Raw genomic sequence first — 17,069 nt, 5'->3', positions numbered from 1 at the left:
GTATTAAGGAGTATTCCCCATGGGTAACATATTAATGGCTCTTAATGAAATCCGGCAAAATAAGCCATATAACATTAGTATGTTGTAACTAAATGATGCATAAAAAAAGCGCGACATCATGCCGCGCAAAGGATAATCAAATATTAAGATTTATTTTTTAGAATGCCGACCATATACCGCCCAGGTAATCACTACGCAGGCGATATAGAAAATCAAAAATACTTTCATTGCGCCGACTGGCGAACCCGTTAATGCCAGCGAGCTACCGAACGCTTTCGGGATAAAGAAGCCACCAATCGCGCCAATCGCAGAGATGAAACCCAGCGCCGCCGCCGTGTCGGTTGCCGCTTCACGCATCGCACGTTCGTCAGAACCCCCTTCTGCTTTCACGCGATCCATTGTCAGTTTACGGAAGATCACGGAAATCATCTGGAAAGTGGAACCACTACCCAGCCCAGCGGTCAGGAACAGCGCCAGGAAGACTGCGAAGAACGCCATGAAGCTTCCGCCCTGTCCGTCAGTCGGTAAGGTCAGGAACAGCAGGCCACTGAAAATCGCCATCAGGATAAAGTTCACCAGTGTGACACGAGTTCCGCCCAGACGGTCAGATAATGCACCACCTGCAGAACGCGCCAGCGCACCAATAAACGGCCCGAAGAAAGCGTATTGCAGAATCTGAACATCCGGGAACTGCGTTTTTGACAGCATCGCAAAGCCCGCGGAGAAGCCGATGAAGGAGCCGAAGGTTGCCAGATACAGCAGGCTCATAATCCACAGATGACCCCGTTTGAGTACCGGCAACTGCTCCTTGATGGAGGCTTTCGAGGTAGCAAGATCGTTCATGCCAAACCACGCCGCAATGGTGAAGATGGCAAGGAACGGCACCCATACCCAGGACGCATTCGCCAGATACAGCTCAGTCCCATCCGGCTGTTTGACACCCTGGCTACCAAATACTGCGAAAATCGACAGTGATACCACCAGCGGAGCAACCAACTGCATGACGCTGACGCCCATGTTGCCCAGACCACCATTCAGACCCAGCGCGCCACCCTGCTTCTGTTTCGGAAAGAAGAAGCTGATGTTTGCCATACTGGATGCGAAGTTCGCGCCAGCAAAGCCACACAGCAGAGAGATGATGATGAAGACGCTATAAGGCGTGGAGGTATCCTGCACGGCAAAACCCAGCCAGACGCAAGGAATAATCAGAATACCGGTGCTGAACGCCGTCCAGCGACGACCACCGAAGATAGGAACCATAAAGGAGTATGGAACACGTAACAACGCGCCAGAAACCGAAGGCAGCGCCGTCAACATAAATAGCTGATCGGTCGTAAAATTAAAACCGACTTTCGGTAAGTTCACCGCAACAGCACTGAATAACATCCATACGCAAAACGCCAGCAGCAGACAGGGAACGGAAATCCACAGGTTGCGGCTGGCAATACGTTGACCGCGTTGTTGCCAGAACGCAGGATCTTCCGGTCGCCAATCTGTAATGACAGCTCCAGTAGCCCTTTCGGGGGCGGATGAGTGACTCATAGACACCTCTGATACTCGTTTCGATGTCTGCCACCTTAGTGTCTGTAGCTAAAGGCAATTTGATGTAAATCAAACGATAAGATAACTTTATCTATCATTGATATTTATCATTACCCATAGTGAGTACAGTGATTTCATAAAAATTATGAGATTTTTCACGGTGCTGTAAAATCCCTACCCTTACCGATGTAAAGCGACTTACCACGCGGCAAATAAGGAGTAACTCTTTCCGGGTATGGGTATACTTCAGCCAATAGCCGAGAATACTGCCATTCCAGAATGTATCGTCACATTCATTAAGGTTATTGCTCATTTAAAGCCTGAAGGAAGAGGTTTGCATGCTTAAACGTTGTCTCTCTCCGCTCACCCTGGTTAATCAGGTTGCGCTTATTGTGTTGCTTTCTACTGCTATTGGACTGGCGGGGATGGCGGTTTCTGGCTGGCTGGTACAAGGCGTTCAGGGCAGCGCCCATGCGATCAACAAAGCGGGATCGCTGCGCATGCAAAGTTACCGTCTGTTGGCGGCAGTGCCATTAAGCGAGAAAGACAAGCCCTTAATTAAAGAGATGGAACAAACGGCATTTAGCGCCGAGTTAACCCGAGCAGCAGAACGAGACGGACAACTGGCGCAACTACAGGGTTTACAAGATTACTGGCGTAATGAACTGATCCCTGCGCTGCTGCGTGCACAAAACCGCAAAACGGTGTCAGCGGATGTCAGCCAGTTTGTTGCCGGGCTTGATCAACTGGTATCTGGTTTTGACCGCACCACGGAAATGCGCATTGAGACAGTGGTGCTGGTCCATCGGGTAATGGCGGTATTTATGGCACTTTTACTGGTGTTCACTATTATCTGGTTGCGGGCGCGACTGCTACAACCGTGGCGGCAGTTGTTGGCAATGGCGAGTGCCGTCAGCCATCGCGATTTTACCCAACGCGCGAACATCAGCGGGCGCAACGAAATGGCTATGCTTGGAACTGCGTTGAACAATATGTCTGCAGAACTGGCGGAAAGTTACGCCGTACTTGAGCAGCGGGTTCAGGAGAAAACCGCCGGGCTGGAACATAAAAATCAGATCCTCTCTTTTTTATGGCAGGCCAACCGCCGTTTGCATTCCCGCGCCCCGCTGTGTGAACGCCTGTCACCTGTACTCAACGGCTTACAGAATTTAACCCTGCTACGTGATATCGAACTGCGGGTGTATGACACTGATGATGAAGAGAATCATCAGGAGTTTACCTGCCAGCCAGATATGACCTGCGATGATAAAGGCTGTCAGCTCTGCCCGCGCGGTGTACTCCCCGTTGGCGATCGCGGCACAACCCTGAAGTGGCGGCTGGCTGACTCTCATACGCAGTACGGTATTTTACTGGCAACCCTGCCGCAGGGGCGTCATCTTAGTCATGATCAACAGCAACTGGTGGATACCCTGGTTGAACAACTCACCGCCACGCTTGCGCTGGATCGCCATCAGGAACGTCAGCAACAGTTGATCGTGATGGAAGAGCGTGCCACCATTGCGCGCGAACTGCATGATTCTATTGCCCAATCTCTCTCTTGCATGAAGATGCAGGTGAGTTGTTTACAGATGCAGGGCGATGCGCTGCCAGAAAGCAGCCGCGAACTGTTAAGTCAGATCCGTAACGAACTGAATGCATCCTGGGCGCAGTTGCGTGAATTGCTCACCACATTCCGCTTGCAGCTCACCGAGCCTGGATTACGTCCGGCACTGGAAGCGAGTTGCGAAGAGTACAGCGCCAAATTTGGCTTCCCGGTGAAGCTGGATTATCAATTGCCGCCTCGTCTGGTACCTTCGCATCAGGCAATCCATCTGTTGCAAATTGCCCGTGAGGCATTAAGTAACGCCCTCAAACATTCGCAAGCGAGTGAGGTCGTGGTGACAGTGGCGCAAAACGATAATCAGGTCAAACTGACCGTCCAGGATAACGGCTGCGGCGTGCCTGAAAATGCCATCCGCAGCAATCACTACGGCATGATAATAATGCGCGACCGTGCGCAAAGTTTACGAGGCGATTGCCGCGTCCGCCGTCGTGAATCAGGTGGCACCGAAGTGGTGGTCACCTTTATTCCCGAAAAAACTTTCACAGACGTCCAAGGAGATACCCATGAGTAATCAGGAACCGGCTACTATCCTGCTGATCGACGATCACCCGATGCTGCGAACTGGCGTAAAACAGCTTATCAGTATGGCACCAGATATCACCGTGGTTGGCGAAGCGAGTAATGGCGAACAGGGTATTGAACTGGCGGAGTCTCTTGATCCCGATTTGATCTTGTTAGATCTCAATATGCCCGGCATGAACGGTCTGGAAACGCTGGATAAACTGCGCGAAAAGTCCCTCTCCGGGCGCATTGTGGTATTCAGCGTCTCTAACCATGAAGAAGATGTGGTCACCGCACTGAAACGCGGCGCGGATGGCTATCTGTTAAAAGATATGGAACCGGAAGATCTGCTGAAAGCATTGCATCAGGCTGCTGCTGGCGAAATGGTATTAAGCGAAGCATTAACGCCTGTTCTGGCCGCCAGCTTGCGCGCTAACCGTGCCACTACTGAACGCGATGTTAACCAGTTAACCCCACGCGAGCGCGATATTCTCAAGCTGATTGCCCAGGGTTTGCCGAACAAGATGATTGCCCGCCGCCTGGACATCACCGAAAGCACAGTAAAAGTGCACGTCAAGCACATGCTGAAGAAAATGAAGCTCAAGTCTCGCGTGGAAGCAGCAGTATGGGTGCATCAGGAGCGCATTTTCTGATTACGGTTCCCAGCGCAGTTCGTCGTTTGACAAAGCGTCGAACGGTTCGACAAGCGTTAGCGTGATCTCATTGGAGGAGACACGCTGCCCCTGGTTATCTTCCACCACTACAGACAATCGCCAGTGATTGCTTGCCCCTTCCCCGTTTTGCCAGTCAGGCATGATCAGCGTCCAGCCCTCCGCGCTATTGGCTTGTGCGCCCGGCGTCAAACTTAATATCTGCGTATCGCCCTGCCAAATCAGTTGCCGAATACCATAACGACTGCGAATTTGTAATTTCAGCGGCACTGTTTCGCCGGGTTTTAGATCCCATGGCGGTGTCGCCAGAAACACCGTTAACGTTTTTCGCTGTCGGTACTCAAGAATCGGCAGATTATTTCGTTGCGGATTGTCATAGCGACTACCACGTAGCGACTGACTTTCGGCAACCTCACCGGCAGAAAGTTGTTTTTTGAGTGGTACACCAAAACGGTAGTTAAGATTCAGCCCGAGGTTATTTTGATTCTCGCCGCTTTCACCCTGTTTATGCTGGGCCGTCACCGTGACTAATGGCACTGGGGTATAATTTAATCCCAGACTCAACGCGACGGGATTGTGATAACCCGTACCAGAGTTAAATAAATCAACGCGATCACCAAAATACTGTTCTACGCTGACGCTGGTATTGAGGTGTTGATAGAACGGCATGCGCATCCGGGCCGTCAGATCGTACCCGCGCGCCATCCTTTGTTCTTGTATGGCTGTCTGTTCATGCCATGCAGCAAACGGCTGATAATAGTTTGCTGATAGCCGCAAATATTCGCCCCACGCTTCGGCGCCAAGGCCTGCTCGCTGAAGATTTTCGTCCAGCAAGTTGTCATAAAAGGTGTTATACCCCACCAGCCAGTTGCCGCGCGCCCAGCGTTGCCCAACTCCAAGATTGCTCACCAGCCCATCATCCTGCTGAGTAAGACCCAGCTGGCTCCAGGTGAGATAACGATCATTATCCTGTAAAGGCACAAACCAACTTCCGCGACTGCCGGTGAAATGACCTTCGTTATCTACTTTGACGTCAACACTGGCATTTCCCCACGGTGATAGCCAGGATTCCAGGTGCTGATTAACCTGCTGACTAAGCGCGTCGCGGACTTTTCCCAATGCGAAAGCTTTTGCCTGCTCGCCAGTATCCAGCCCGTTATCATTCATACTGGTTTCGCCGAAATCTTTCACAATTTCAGCAAAGTGTTTTTCCCCATCATGATTTTCGGGAGCCATGCCTAAATCCGGCAGACCATCATTGTTATTATCAAAGGGATTTGCCGCTTTTTGCTCGAAGGTAGATTGTGCGTTAGCTGTACCGCCTGCCGCCAGCAAGAGTAAATAAAACGGAATAATGCGAGGAACGAAACGGCTCAAAACGTCGGTAACTTCCGGTAAAAAATGAAAAACCATAGCCTTAAAGAATAACGATTACTGGCAACTTTTGTCGTATTTTCTCGCGCTTTCAGGAAAATCCTTAAAAATGTGACCGATTGGTCAGACGCTGCAGAAGCAGTAAGATAGAAGATCAGTGTCTAATTCCCTGAATACAGGAGTAAATAATGCAAAAAATCGTGATCGTTGCCAATGGCGCACCTTACGGGAGCGAATCCTTGTTTAACAGCTTACGGCTGGCCATTGCGCTACGAGAGCAGGAGAGCAACCTGGATCTGCGCTTGTTCCTGATGTCTGATGCGGTCACAGCCGGGTTGCGCGGGCAAAAACCAGGGGAAGGCTACAACATTCAGCAAATGCTGGAGATCCTTACCGCTCAGAATGTACCGGTGAAATTGTGCAAAACCTGTACCGACGGGCGCGGGATTAGTACACTTCCTCTGATTGATGGGGTGGAAATCGGTACTCTTGTGGAACTGGCGCAATGGACGCTGTCAGCCGATAAAGTGCTCACATTTTAATGTTTGAGGGGGCGTCTGACGCCCCACTATGAGGGAAGTTTACTCAGGCGAATCCCGGCCGTAACACACCATCCGGATAATTCTCCGCCAGCAGTGTTTTTACCGATACCAGCAAATCATTCAGCCCATCGTCCTGCATTCCCAGTTTGATAAGCTCCTGTTCCAGTGAAAACAGGTATTGTGCGTTGGTTCCCAGTGGACCGCTCGCCGCCGCAATCAACGGCGCGATGACCTGAGCGCGAGTGTCAGATTCATATTCTGGATGTCGCGGGTCCATAATAAACACAATGGCGTTTACTGTGCGTCCATCATCAAGATCAAGCTGACACCAGGTTGGCAGATAACAGCCGGTAATCATCTCGCGCTTCCACAACAGGGTTAGTTCCTGCTCCAGCGTCTCTTCTGGCAGTCGATAGGCGACGCCTGTGGTGCGTCCGCCCTCTTTCAGTGCAAGCATCCGTCCCGGCTGGTGCGCAGTCCCGCGCCCGGCGGTCAGGCGCAGGCAAAACGCGCGATGCCATCCAACCAGTGTACCGGTGCACGACTCGGTAAACTCCAGTGCCGGATTCCACATCAACGATCCATAACCGAAGATCCACACCGGTCCCTCATCAGGTCGACAAGCCAGCGTCGCCGCCAGCGAAGCCGCCCGTTGCTCTGCTGACCATAAGAGTGATTCTTCAATGGCACCAAATGCCGTTTTACAATCGGCATTCATCAAGAAATCACGCGTTATCACCTTACACCTCCGCCACTGCATACTTCCCTGCGACAACTTTTTGGTGTCTTCCGGACATTTTACTGCTCATTTTGAAACCATTAACGGGACAATATGCAATCCACGGACCACTTGCAAGACAACACCGCACGAATAGCTTTAACTAAGCTACCGGTTTTACGATTTTTTATGCCATTTATCATCATCCCCTTTGGCATATTCATGCTTCACAGCAGCCCAGGCCACTTTATGCGCGGTTTCTTCGCGACTGGCGTCATCACGCCGATCTTCTTTATCTTTATATTGATCCCATGCGCTGTTGAACGCTTCTTTATAGATATCCTGAGCATGAGACGGTAGCACGTGCTTTACGCTTTCCGGCAGATCGCTTTTCGTTTTATACGGCATCGTTGACTCCTTTTACAAAGTTGAACATTAAGTGTGGTCAACAATATCCACTCTTGCCAAAACATAAGAATTTTCATGTCAGACTCTTCTTAAGAAACGCTAAAACAAACATTGTCTAAACGCATTGCTTATTTTTATGGCCCAATGAGTAAAAAATCGACAGCGGGGTAAAAATTCGTAAAATGTTACCGATATCCAGACACTTTCTGTTATTTTTCCTACCTATTTTTTACATTTTCGATAAATTCATCTGCAAAGGGATAACCATAATGTCAAATGCTCAAGAGGCGGTAAAAACCCGCCACAAGGAGACTTCGCTTATTTTCCCGGTTCTGGCGCTGGTAGTGCTGTTCCTGTGGGGAAGCAGCCAGACACTACCAGTGGTCATTGCCATCAACCTTCTTGCTCTTATTGGTATTTTAAGTAGCGCCTTTAGTGTTGTCCGTCATGCGGACGTATTAGCCCATCGCCTGGGAGAACCTTACGGTTCGCTTATTCTTAGCCTTTCAGTGGTTATTCTTGAAGTCAGTTTGATTTCAGCTTTAATGGCAACCGGCGACGCCGCGCCAACGCTAATGCGTGATACGCTCTATTCAATCATTATGATTGTTACCGGTGGGCTGGTTGGCTTTTCATTATTGTTGGGCGGACGCAAGTTTGCCACCCAATATATGAATCTGTTTGGTATCAAGCAGTATTTAATTGCGCTGTTCCCCCTGGCGATAATCGTACTGGTATTTCCAATGGCTCTGCCTGTGGCGAATTTTTCAACCGGTCAGGCGTTACTGGTAGCATTAATTTCTGCGGCAATGTATGGCGTATTTTTGCTGATCCAGACCAAAACGCATCAAAGTTTATTTGTCTACGAGCACGAAGATGACAGTGATGATGACGACCCGCACCACGGTAAACCGTCTGCCCATAGCAGCCTGTGGCATGCTATCTGGTTGATTGTCCATCTGATTGCCGTTATTGCAGTCACCAAAATGAACGCCAGCCCGCTGGAGACATTGCTCGACAGCATGAATGCCCCTGTCGCCTTTACTGGCTTCCTGGTGGCTCTGTTGATTCTGTCGCCGGAAGGTTTAGGTGCGTTAAAAGCAGTGTTGAACAACCAGGTCCAGCGCGCGATGAATCTGTTCTTTGGTTCAGTGTTAGCAACCATTTCGCTTACCGTACCTGTCGTCACGCTAATTGCCTTTATGACGGGTAACGAATTGCAGTTTGCACTTGGTGCGCCAGAAATGGTGGTGATGGTGGCCTCTTTAGTGCTGTGCCATATCTCCTTCTCCACCGGACGTACTAACGTGCTCAATGGCGCAGCGCATCTGGCACTGTTTGCCGCCTATTTGATGACGATATTTGCCTGACAGTTATATCTCCTCCGATGACAGAAATCGGGGGAGATAATATAAATTCCTGCTTATTGTATTTCTTCATACTACCTGAACAGGTCGTTAATCAGAATTGCGAGCCTGTACCACAACCTGCACGAAACCACTGCAACAGCTGTTGAAAAGCCGGAATGTACTCTTTATTGCAAACATTTCAGGGATGAAGTGAAGATGAATTGAGACGTAATATCCACACCAAGCCGGCGTTATCCGGTGAGGCGCAATGTTGCGGGGGCTTTATCCCTGGTGGCATTGGTTGCTGGAAAGAGAAAACCCCCGCACGTTGAGAGGTAAAACCTGACAACAGAACGGGGGCTAATCTTGAACCATCAACAATTCAAGAATAGCCGCAAAATGTTGTCATTACAACAAGGCGGCTATATGACGCTCGCGCAGTTTGCCATGATTTTCTGGCACGACCTGGCGGCACCGATCCTGGCGGGGATTATTACCGCAGTGATTGTCAGCTGGTGGCGTAACCGGAAGTAAGGTGAAAACGGGCGTCAGGCTGCCGTGATGGCAATATGCGCCCGAAACCGGCCGCAGGGGTAACAGCCTGCGGCCCTTTTTGTCTTTATCTCTTCTGCAAGTAAATATTGGCAACCCGAGCTGGAAGCATCATCCAGAGCACTCATGAAACGACTGTAACAGCTGTTGAAAAACCGGAATGCACTCTTCATTGCAAACATTTCAGGGATGAAGTGAAGATGAATTGAGACGTAGTATCCACACCAAGCCGGAGCTATCCGGTGAGGCACAATGTTGCGGGGGCTCTATCCCTGGTGGCATTGGTTGCTGGAAAGAGAAAACCCCCGCACGTTGAGAGGTACAACCTGACAACAGAACGGGGGCTAATCTTGAAACCAGACACTTCAAGAATAGCCGCAAAATGTTGTCATTACAACAAGGCGGCTATATGAAGCTCGCGCAGTTTGCCATGACTTTCTGGCACGACCTGGCAGCACCGATCCTGGCGGGAATTATTACCGCAGCGATTGTCAGCTGGTGGCGTAACCGGAAGTAAGGTGAAAACGGGCGTCAGGCTGCCGTGATGGCAATATGCGCCCGAAACCGGCCGCAGGGGTAACAGCCTGCGGCCTTTTTTGTATCCGGCCCCATGAAAAAAGCCTTAACGCAGAACGCTAAGGCTTTAGTTTTCAGGCAAAAAAGATTACTTGCTGGTATCCAGTTCTTCGAAACCTTTCACCAGGTCATCAATCGCTTTCATCTGCTTGAGGAACGGTTCCAGTTTAGCCAGCGGCAGCGCGGATGGACCATCACATTTCGCATGTTCCGGATCCGGATGCGCTTCAATAAACAGCCCCGCCAGACCTACCGCCATACCGGCACGTGCCAGCTCAGCCACCTGAGCACGACGACCGCCGGAAGCTGCGCCAAACGGATCGCGGCATTGCAGTGCGTGGGTCACGTCGAAAATCACCGGTGAATTACCAGACACTTTCTTCATGATGCTGAAGCCCAGCATATCAACAACCAGGTTGTCATAGCCGAAGTTAGCACCGCGATCGCAAAGAATCACTTTTTCGTTGCCGCCTTCTTTGAATTTATCAACGATATTACCCATCTGTCCCGGGCTGACAAACTGCGGTTTCTTGACGTTAATTACCGCACCGGTTTTCGCCATGGCTTCAACCAGGTCAGTCTGGCGAGCAAGAAACGCCGGCAACTGAATCACATCCACAACATCAGCAACGGGCTGAGCCTGGCTTGGTTCGTGAACGTCGGTGATAATTTTCACGCCAAAAGTCTGCTTCAACTCCTGGAAGATTTTCATCCCTTCTTCCAGGCCCGGTCCACGATAAGAGTGGATGGAGGAGCGGTTGGCTTTGTCAAAAGAGGCTTTGAACACGTAAGGTATACCCAGTTTCTGGGTCACGGTTACGTAGTGCTCGCAAATGCGCATCGCCAGATCGCGAGATTCCAGCACGTTCATACCGCCAAACAGTACGAACGGCAGGTCATTTGCTACGTTGATGTCGCCAATGCTAACCACTTTTTGTTTCATAGGATCGCCTTAATCTTGAGTAAAATGTCGATTAATTAATGCAGCACAATATGTTTATGCGCGATGTTATTTATTTGCGCACGGATCATTTCGCTGATCGGGTCTTCCGGACACTGTTCAACGAAATAACTTAAATCGTTCAACGCAACGTGTTCGCAATCCAGTTGCGCATAAATCAACCCGCGATCGCGAATTTCATAGGGATCTTCCGGGTTGAATTGTAATAATGCTTCGCTGGTACGTAGCGCCAGCTCCATCTGATTTTCTTCCATCAACGAAGCTTTGAGTGTATCCAGCAATTTGCGGATTACCTCAATGTTATCAGCTTCATCAAGGTCTTCATAAAACAGTTCCGCCGACGGGCTGATATTTCCCTTTAACCATACGTCCAGCATATGTTCGCTTAACGATTCACCGTTAAAAGGATTAATCAGCCAAATTTCGCCATCCGGACATTCAATGCGCAGTATCAGCTGCGTAGGGAAAATCACCGGCAGCAGCGGCAAATCGAGACGATTCGCGACCCATAATAAAACGGCACCTAATGATACGGCACTGCCCTGTCGATTCTTTAACACCTGGTCCAGCCATAATGCATCGGAAAGACGATAAACGCCGCGTGAGGCTTTAAATCCCCAGTCGCCGTAAAACAGCGCGATCAGTTTTTCCAGCTGCTCTTCTAAAGGCAGAAGCTGGCTGATTTCTTCCTTCGCCAGAGTAACGAGACGCTCCAGTTCGTCGTAAACATCTTGCGAGGGAAAATCGCGGCGGATTGCTTCGCAAGCCAGGATCATGCCTTCGCACAATGGCGCTTTATTAAATTCGAAATCAGCTAACGATCTCATGACTTACCCCAGTAACGGTACTTTTGTGGTGGCGAGTTTAATGATGATGTACAGCACCACCAACGCCAGCGGGAAGGCAATAATGCGCGCCTGCTGACTGTGCATACGACGATAATCGAGTGCAATAAAACCCAAAACGATATAAATGATAACTCCAAACAGCTTTTCAGTCAGCCACTGTGCCTGCCCGGAAAATGGCAGGATGTGCGCTTTAGCCATCAACGCAATGCCGCTTAACAATAACACCGTATCGACAACCGGCGGCACAATGCGCGTCCAACGAGCAAATGCCTGTGGATGCTTCTGATAACGTAGCCAGAAACGTAAGGTTAATAGCCCTACAGAAAGCGCAATGCTAATGAGATGAACGCTAAGCATTGTAGAAAAACTTGTCATTGATAATAGCGGCCGAGCGTTACGCGCTCGTTATCACCATAGTCCCGACAGGTTTCGACGTCATGATATCCCGCGTGGATAAATGCCTGTCGCACCGCTTCGCCCTGCTGCCAGCCATGTTCCAGAAGCAGAAAGCCGCCGGATACCAGCACGTTACGCGACTGTTCGATGATATGCACGATGTCTGCCATTCCACTGTCTGCCGCAACCAGCGCAGTGAGCGGCTCAAAGCGGACATCGCCTTGTTGAAGATGTGGATCCTGCTCGTCAATATACGGCGGATTGCTGACAATCATCGCAAACTGCTGCCCGGCTAGCGCGCTAAACCAGTCGCTTTGCAGAATATGGATATTTTTGATCGCCAGATGCTGGGCATTACGTTGTGCCAGAGAGACAGCATCTGGCATACGATCTACAGCGGTAATTTCACAGTCCGGGCGCTCGCTAGCCAGCGCCAGCGCAATCGCCCCGGTACCCGTCCCGAGATCGAGAATACGGCAAGGCTGTTCAGGCAACCGCGCCAGTGCCTGCTCCACCAGACACTCCGTATCCGGGCGCGGAATTAAGGTCGCTGGCGAAACAAATAACGGCAGCGACCAGAATTCTCGCACCCCGGTTAAATGAGCAATAGGTTCACCATCGCGACGACGCGCCAGTAGCGCGTCAAGTTGCTGAAGTTGTTCATCAGTCAGTTGCGTTTCGCCAAAGGCGAGAATAAAAGTACGCCCTTTGCCGGTAACATGCTCCAGCAGGATTTCAGCATCACGCCGCGGGCTTTCGCTCGCCTGAAGTTGGCTTATTGCTTCACGTAACCAGTGTTGATATTCCATTATTCCTGCTCGGACAACGCCGCCAGTTGGTCGGCCTGATGTTCCTGGATAATCGGTTCAATCAGCATATCCAGCTTACCTTCCATCACTTCATCCAGACGGTAGAGCGTCAGGTTTATGCGGTGATCGGTAACGCGCCCCTGCGGGAAATTGTAAGTACGGTTACGATCGCTGCGATCGCCACTCCCCAGCAGGTTACGACGGGTAGACGCTTCGGCCTGTTGGCGTTTTGCCATTTCTGCTGCGTGGATGCGAGCACCAAGTACAGAAAGTGCTTTAGCTTTGTTTTTATGTTGTGAACGTTCGTCCTGACATTCAACAACAATCCCGGTCGGCAAGTGGGTAATACGGATTGCCGAATCGGTGGTGTTAACGTGCTGACCACCCGCCCCTGACGAGCGGAAAGTATCAATGCGCAAATCTGCTGGGTTGATGTCCGGCAGTTCTGCGTCAGGCAGTTCTGGCATTACCGCAACGGTACAAGCAGAAGTATGAATTCGACCCTGCGATTCCGTAGCAGGCACACGCTGCACGCGATGACCGCCAGATTCGAATTTCAAACGACCATATACACCATCACCGCTAATTTTGGCGATGATCTCTTTATAGCCACCATGTTCACCCTCGCTGGCGCTCATGATTTCTACACGCCAGCGGCGGGCTTCGGCGTAACGGCTGTACATACGGAACAGATCGCCAGCGAAGAGCGCCGCTTCGTCGCCGCCGGTTCCGGCACGGACTTCGAGGAAGGCGTTACGTTCGTCATCAGGATCTTTTGGTAGTAACAGAACCTGTAATTGCTGTTCCAGTTGCTCGCTTTTTTCTTTAGCTTCGCGCAGTTCATCCTGCGCCATCTCACGCATTTCAGGATCGTCGAGCATCATCTGTGCGGTTTCGATATCTTCCTGAACCTGTTGCCAGTCGGTAAAACAGCGCGAAACATCACTTAACTGCGCATATTCGCGTGATAATGCGCGAAAACGTTCCTGGTCGGCGATAGTTTGCGCGTCACCCAGCAATGCCTGAACTTCTTCATGGCGTTCATGCAGGGCTTCCAGTTTGGCAACGATAGAAGGCTTCATAGGCGTAAATGCACCCTGTAAAAAAAGAAAATGATGTACTGCTACTCCAGCCCGAGGCTGTCGCGCAGAATATTCAGGCGTTCGTTATCCCCGTCACGGGCAGCCTGTTGAAGTGATTTCGTTGGCGCATGGATCAGGCGGTTAGTCAGTTTCCATGCCAGATCCTGCATAATGGCTTGCGCGTCGCCGCCCTGCTCAAGGGCCGCTAACGCTTTGGCAGTTAACTCATCGCGAACTTGCTCTGCCTGGCTGCGATACTCGCGAATGGTTTCGCTGGCGCTTTGTGCACGCAGCCACGCCATAAATTCGCTGGTTTCCTGGGCGACAATAGTTTCCGCCTCAATTGCTGCGGCTTTACGCTGCGCCAGGTTATGCGAAATAATGCTTTGCAGATCGTCAACGCTATAAAGATAAGCATTCGCCAGTTTACCTACTTCCGGCTCAACATCGCGTGGAACGGCAATATCCACCAGCAGCATCGGTTGGTTGCGACGACTTTTTAATGCGCGCTCCACCATGCCTTTTCCGATAATCGGTAACGGGCTGGCGGTGGAACTGATGATGATATCGGCTTCGCGCAGACGTTCGTCAATATCGCTCAAGGCAATCACTTCTGCGCCGACTTCATCTGCCAGAATTTGGGCGCGTTCGCGAGTACGGTTGGCGATAATCATCTTCTGTACTTTGTGTTCACGTAGATGACGCGCCACCAGCTCGATGGTTTCGCCCGCGCCAACCAGCAGTACCGTCACCGTAGAGAGCGATTCAAAGATCTGCCGCGCCAGCGTACAAGCCGCAAAAGCGACAGACACAGCACTGGCACCGATATCGGTTTCAGTACGAACGCGTTTTGCGACAGAGAAAGATTTCTGGAACATGCGTTCCAGTTCGCTGGCCTTCATATGGCCTTTTTGCGAATCGGCAAACGCCTTTTTAACCTGACCGAGGATCTGCGGTTCCCCCAGAACCAGTGAATCCAGGCCGCTGGCAACACGCATTAAATGGCTAACTGCATCGTTATCCTGATGCCAGTAGAGGCTTTTACGCAGATCGTCTTCATTGAGATTATGGTAATCGCAAAGCCAACGAATTAACGCCTCTTGCAGGTTATCCTGCTCTTCAACGCTAAGATAAAGTTCTGTGCGGTTACACGTCGACAGTACCACGCCGCCCTGCACCATCGGCTGCGCAAGCAGGCTGTCAAGCGCCTGATCGAGCTTATCCGGCGAAAACGATACACGTTCTCGCAGCGATACAGGAGCCGTTTTATGGTTGATACCGAGTGCTAAAAGGGTCATGTCTGCGGGAAATAATACCAACGTTGATAGGGTTAGTCTGCTCGCATCATACAGGATGCGCGAGATCAATAAAAGAGAGTGCCCCCTTTTGGAGTAATTGCCGAAAGCCGTTAGATTCTGGCAATTAAGACAACTTGAACATAGACGATAGCGGACGGTAACGCTAGCATTAAGGGTTATAACTGCAACGTATCTCAAGGACTTGTCATCATTATGCCCCTGCCCGATTTTCGTCTTATCCGTCTGCTACCACTGGCTGCTCTCGTGCTTACTGCCTGTTCCGTTACCACGCCGAAAGGTCCTGGCAAAAGCCCGGATTCGCCACAATGGCGTCAGCATCAGCAAGACGTGCGTAATCTTAATCAGTATCAGACTCGCGGTGCATTCGCTTATATTTCTGATCAACAAAAAGTCTACGCCCGCTTTTTCTGGCAACAAACCGGCCAGGATCGCTATCGTCTGCTACTGACTAACCCATTGGGCAGCACCGAACTGGAGCTGAATGCTCAGCCGGGTAACGTGCAGTTAGTCGACAATAAAGGGCAGCGTTACACCGCCGATGACGCCGAAGAGATGATTGGCAAATTGACCGGAATGCCGATTCCGCTCAACAGTTTGCGTCAGTGGATTTTAGGTTTACCGGGTGATGCAACCGACTACAAACTGGACGATCAATATCGCCTCAGCGAAATCACCTACAGCCAAAACGGCAAAAACTGGAAAGTTGTTTACGGTGGTTATGACACCAAAACGCAACCTGCGATGCCAGCCAATATGGAACTCACCGATGGTGGTCAGCGCATCAAGTTAAAAATGGATAACTGGATAGTGAAATAATGCTGACACAGTGGCCCTCTCCGGCAAAACTTAATCTGTTTTTATACATTACCGGTCAGCGTGCGGACGGTTACCACACGCTGCAAACGCTGTTTCAGTTCCTGGATTACGGCGACACCATCAGCATTGAGCTTCGTGACGATGGGGATATTCGTCTGTTAACACCCGTTGAAGGCGTGGAACATGAAGATAACCTGATCGTTCGCGCAGCACGGTTGTTGATGAAAACTGCGGCAGACAGCGGGCGTCTTCCGACGGGAAGCGGTGCGAATATCAGCATTGATAAGCGTTTGCCGATGGGCGGCGGTCTCGGCGGTGGTTCATCCAATGCCGCGACGGTTCTGGTGGCGTTAAATTATCTCTGGCAATGCGGACTAAGCATGGATGAGCTGGCAGAAATGGGGCTGACGCTGGGCGCAGATGTTCCTGTCTTTGTTCGGGGGCATGCCGCGTTTGCCGAAGGCGTTGGTGAAATACTAACGCCGGTGGATCCGCCAGAGAAGTGGTTCTTGGTGGCGCACCCTGGTGTAAGTATTCCGACACCGGTGATTTTTAAAGATCCTGAACTCCCGCGCAATACGCCAAAAAGGTCAATAGAAACGTTGCTAAAATGTGAATTCAGCAATGATTGCGAGGTTATCGCAAGAAAACGTTTTCGCGAGGTTGATGCGGTGCTTTCCTGGCTGTTAGAATACGCCCCGTCGCGCCTGACTGGGACAGGGGCCTGTGTCTTTGCTGAATTTGATACAGAGTCTGAAGCCCGCCAGGTGCTAGAGCAAGCCCCGGAATGGCTCAATGGCTTTGTGGCGAAAGGCGTTAATCTTTCCCCATTGCACAGAGCCATGCTTTAAGCCGGGCAAGCTGAGTTTCGGTGACAACGTCACCTTGTTCCAGACGTTGCATCGCGCTCTTTAATACACCGCCTGGAAAGAATCATGCCTGGCCCGCACAGTTTTCGGCAGATTCTTTCCACCAATGGAC

At 50.7% G+C, this 17,069-nt stretch carries 18 protein-coding genes; 8 read left to right on the top strand and 10 right to left on the bottom strand.

Translation table 11 applies throughout. The features are described 5' to 3' along the window. Positions 1-150 precede the first annotated feature (150 nt). Complete coding sequence (gene narK / locus HEN33_RS14135) at positions 151-1,542, bottom strand: nitrate transporter NarK (RefSeq protein ID WP_000019836.1); 1,392 nt, start codon at positions 1,540-1,542, stop codon at positions 151-153. Between the two features lie 338 nt (positions 1,543-1,880). Here narK and narX point away from each other — a divergent pair, with 338 nt between their 5' ends. Continuing rightward, positions 1,881-3,677, top strand: coding sequence for a nitrate/nitrite two-component system sensor histidine kinase NarX (gene narX / locus HEN33_RS14130; protein ID WP_000918047.1), 1,797 nt, complete (start codon positions 1,881-1,883; stop codon positions 3,675-3,677). Further along, a complete protein-coding gene (gene narL, locus HEN33_RS14125; protein WP_000070491.1) occupies positions 3,670-4,320 on the top strand; it encodes a two-component system response regulator NarL in 651 nt (216 codons plus the stop codon). The genes narX and narL overlap by 8 nt, the downstream gene beginning before the upstream one ends. Here the strand turns inward: narL and ychO are convergent, their stop codons facing one another. Next, positions 4,321-5,715, bottom strand: a complete 1,395-nt coding sequence (ychO, locus tag HEN33_RS14120; protein ID WP_176263676.1) for an inverse autotransporter invasin YchO — start codon at positions 5,713-5,715, stop codon at positions 4,321-4,323. Between the two features lie 185 nt (positions 5,716-5,900). Between ychO and ychN the strand changes: the two genes are divergently transcribed. After that, positions 5,901-6,254 (top strand): DsrE/F sulfur relay family protein YchN, encoded by a 354-nt coding sequence (gene ychN / locus HEN33_RS14115; RefSeq protein WP_001169669.1) that lies wholly within the window; start codon positions 5,901-5,903, stop codon positions 6,252-6,254. 43 nt (positions 6,255-6,297) lie between these two features. Here the strand turns inward: ychN and chaC are convergent, their stop codons facing one another. Continuing rightward, positions 6,298-6,993, bottom strand: coding sequence for a glutathione-specific gamma-glutamylcyclotransferase (chaC, locus tag HEN33_RS14110; protein WP_032184002.1), 696 nt, complete (start codon positions 6,991-6,993; stop codon positions 6,298-6,300). Between the two features lie 156 nt (positions 6,994-7,149). Continuing rightward, complete coding sequence (gene chaB / locus HEN33_RS14105; protein ID WP_001146444.1) at positions 7,150-7,380, bottom strand: putative cation transport regulator ChaB; 231 nt, start codon at positions 7,378-7,380, stop codon at positions 7,150-7,152. Between the two features lie 269 nt (positions 7,381-7,649). Here chaB and chaA point away from each other — a divergent pair, with 269 nt between their 5' ends. The 3 genes from chaA to HEN33_RS14090 all read left to right on the top strand — a co-directional run bounded on the left by chaA (position 7,650) and on the right by HEN33_RS14090 (position 9,798). Then, on the top strand, positions 7,650-8,750 hold the full coding sequence (chaA, locus tag HEN33_RS14100) for a sodium-potassium/proton antiporter ChaA (RefSeq protein ID WP_001306585.1): 1,101 nt from the start codon (positions 7,650-7,652) through the stop codon (positions 8,748-8,750). Positions 8,751-9,155: 405 nt separating this feature from the next. Further along, complete coding sequence (locus tag HEN33_RS14095) at positions 9,156-9,263, top strand: type I toxin-antitoxin system toxin Ldr family protein (RefSeq protein ID WP_000170956.1); 108 nt, start codon at positions 9,156-9,158, stop codon at positions 9,261-9,263. Positions 9,264-9,690: 427 nt separating this feature from the next. Next, positions 9,691-9,798 carry a type I toxin-antitoxin system toxin Ldr family protein gene (locus HEN33_RS14090; protein WP_100733948.1) on the top strand — a complete coding sequence of 36 codons (108 nt, stop codon included), beginning with the start codon at positions 9,691-9,693 and terminating at the stop codon, positions 9,796-9,798. A gap of 147 nt (positions 9,799-9,945) precedes the next feature. On the opposite strand, the gene kdsA is transcribed toward HEN33_RS14090, so the two are convergent. From kdsA to hemA, 6 genes are read right to left on the bottom strand one after another with little or no spacing between them, the layout of a single operon-like run. After that, positions 9,946-10,800: a 3-deoxy-8-phosphooctulonate synthase gene (gene kdsA, locus HEN33_RS14085; RefSeq protein ID WP_000811065.1), complete on the bottom strand. Its 855-nt coding sequence runs from the start codon at positions 10,798-10,800 to the stop codon at positions 9,946-9,948. Between the two features lie 35 nt (positions 10,801-10,835). Continuing rightward, positions 10,836-11,645, bottom strand: coding sequence for an invasion regulator SirB1 (gene sirB1 / locus HEN33_RS14080; RefSeq protein ID WP_001257058.1), 810 nt, complete (start codon positions 11,643-11,645; stop codon positions 10,836-10,838). Positions 11,646-11,648: 3 nt separating this feature from the next. Then, entirely contained in the window at positions 11,649-12,041 is a 393-nt protein-coding gene (sirB2, locus tag HEN33_RS14075; protein WP_176263660.1) for an invasion regulator SirB2, read from the bottom strand. After that, complete coding sequence (gene prmC / locus HEN33_RS14070; protein ID WP_176263661.1) at positions 12,038-12,871, bottom strand: peptide chain release factor N(5)-glutamine methyltransferase; 834 nt, start codon at positions 12,869-12,871, stop codon at positions 12,038-12,040. Before prmC ends, sirB2 begins: the two co-directional genes overlap by 4 nt. Continuing rightward, entirely contained in the window at positions 12,871-13,953 is a 1,083-nt protein-coding gene (gene prfA / locus HEN33_RS14065) for a peptide chain release factor 1 (protein WP_000804726.1), read from the bottom strand. The genes prmC and prfA overlap by 1 nt, the downstream gene beginning before the upstream one ends. 41 nt (positions 13,954-13,994) lie before the next feature. Then, positions 13,995-15,251: a glutamyl-tRNA reductase gene (gene hemA / locus HEN33_RS14060; protein ID WP_024211932.1), complete on the bottom strand. Its 1,257-nt coding sequence runs from the start codon at positions 15,249-15,251 to the stop codon at positions 13,995-13,997. Positions 15,252-15,464: 213 nt separating this feature from the next. Here hemA and lolB point away from each other — a divergent pair, with 213 nt between their 5' ends. Next, positions 15,465-16,088: a lipoprotein insertase outer membrane protein LolB gene (gene lolB, locus HEN33_RS14055; protein WP_001130692.1), complete on the top strand. Its 624-nt coding sequence runs from the start codon at positions 15,465-15,467 to the stop codon at positions 16,086-16,088. Next, a complete protein-coding gene (ispE, locus tag HEN33_RS14050; RefSeq protein ID WP_176263662.1) occupies positions 16,088-16,939 on the top strand; it encodes a 4-(cytidine 5'-diphospho)-2-C-methyl-D-erythritol kinase in 852 nt (283 codons plus the stop codon). Before lolB ends, ispE begins: the two co-directional genes overlap by 1 nt. Positions 16,940-17,069: the final 130 nt, after the last annotated feature.

Origin of the sequence: Escherichia sp. 94.0001 (assembly GCF_013369155.2) — a bacterium.
Classification (GTDB): domain Bacteria; phylum Pseudomonadota; class Gammaproteobacteria; order Enterobacterales; family Enterobacteriaceae; genus Escherichia; species Escherichia coli_F.
Note: the sequence above shows the minus strand (reverse complement) of the source record. Positions and strands in the feature narration are given on the sequence as shown.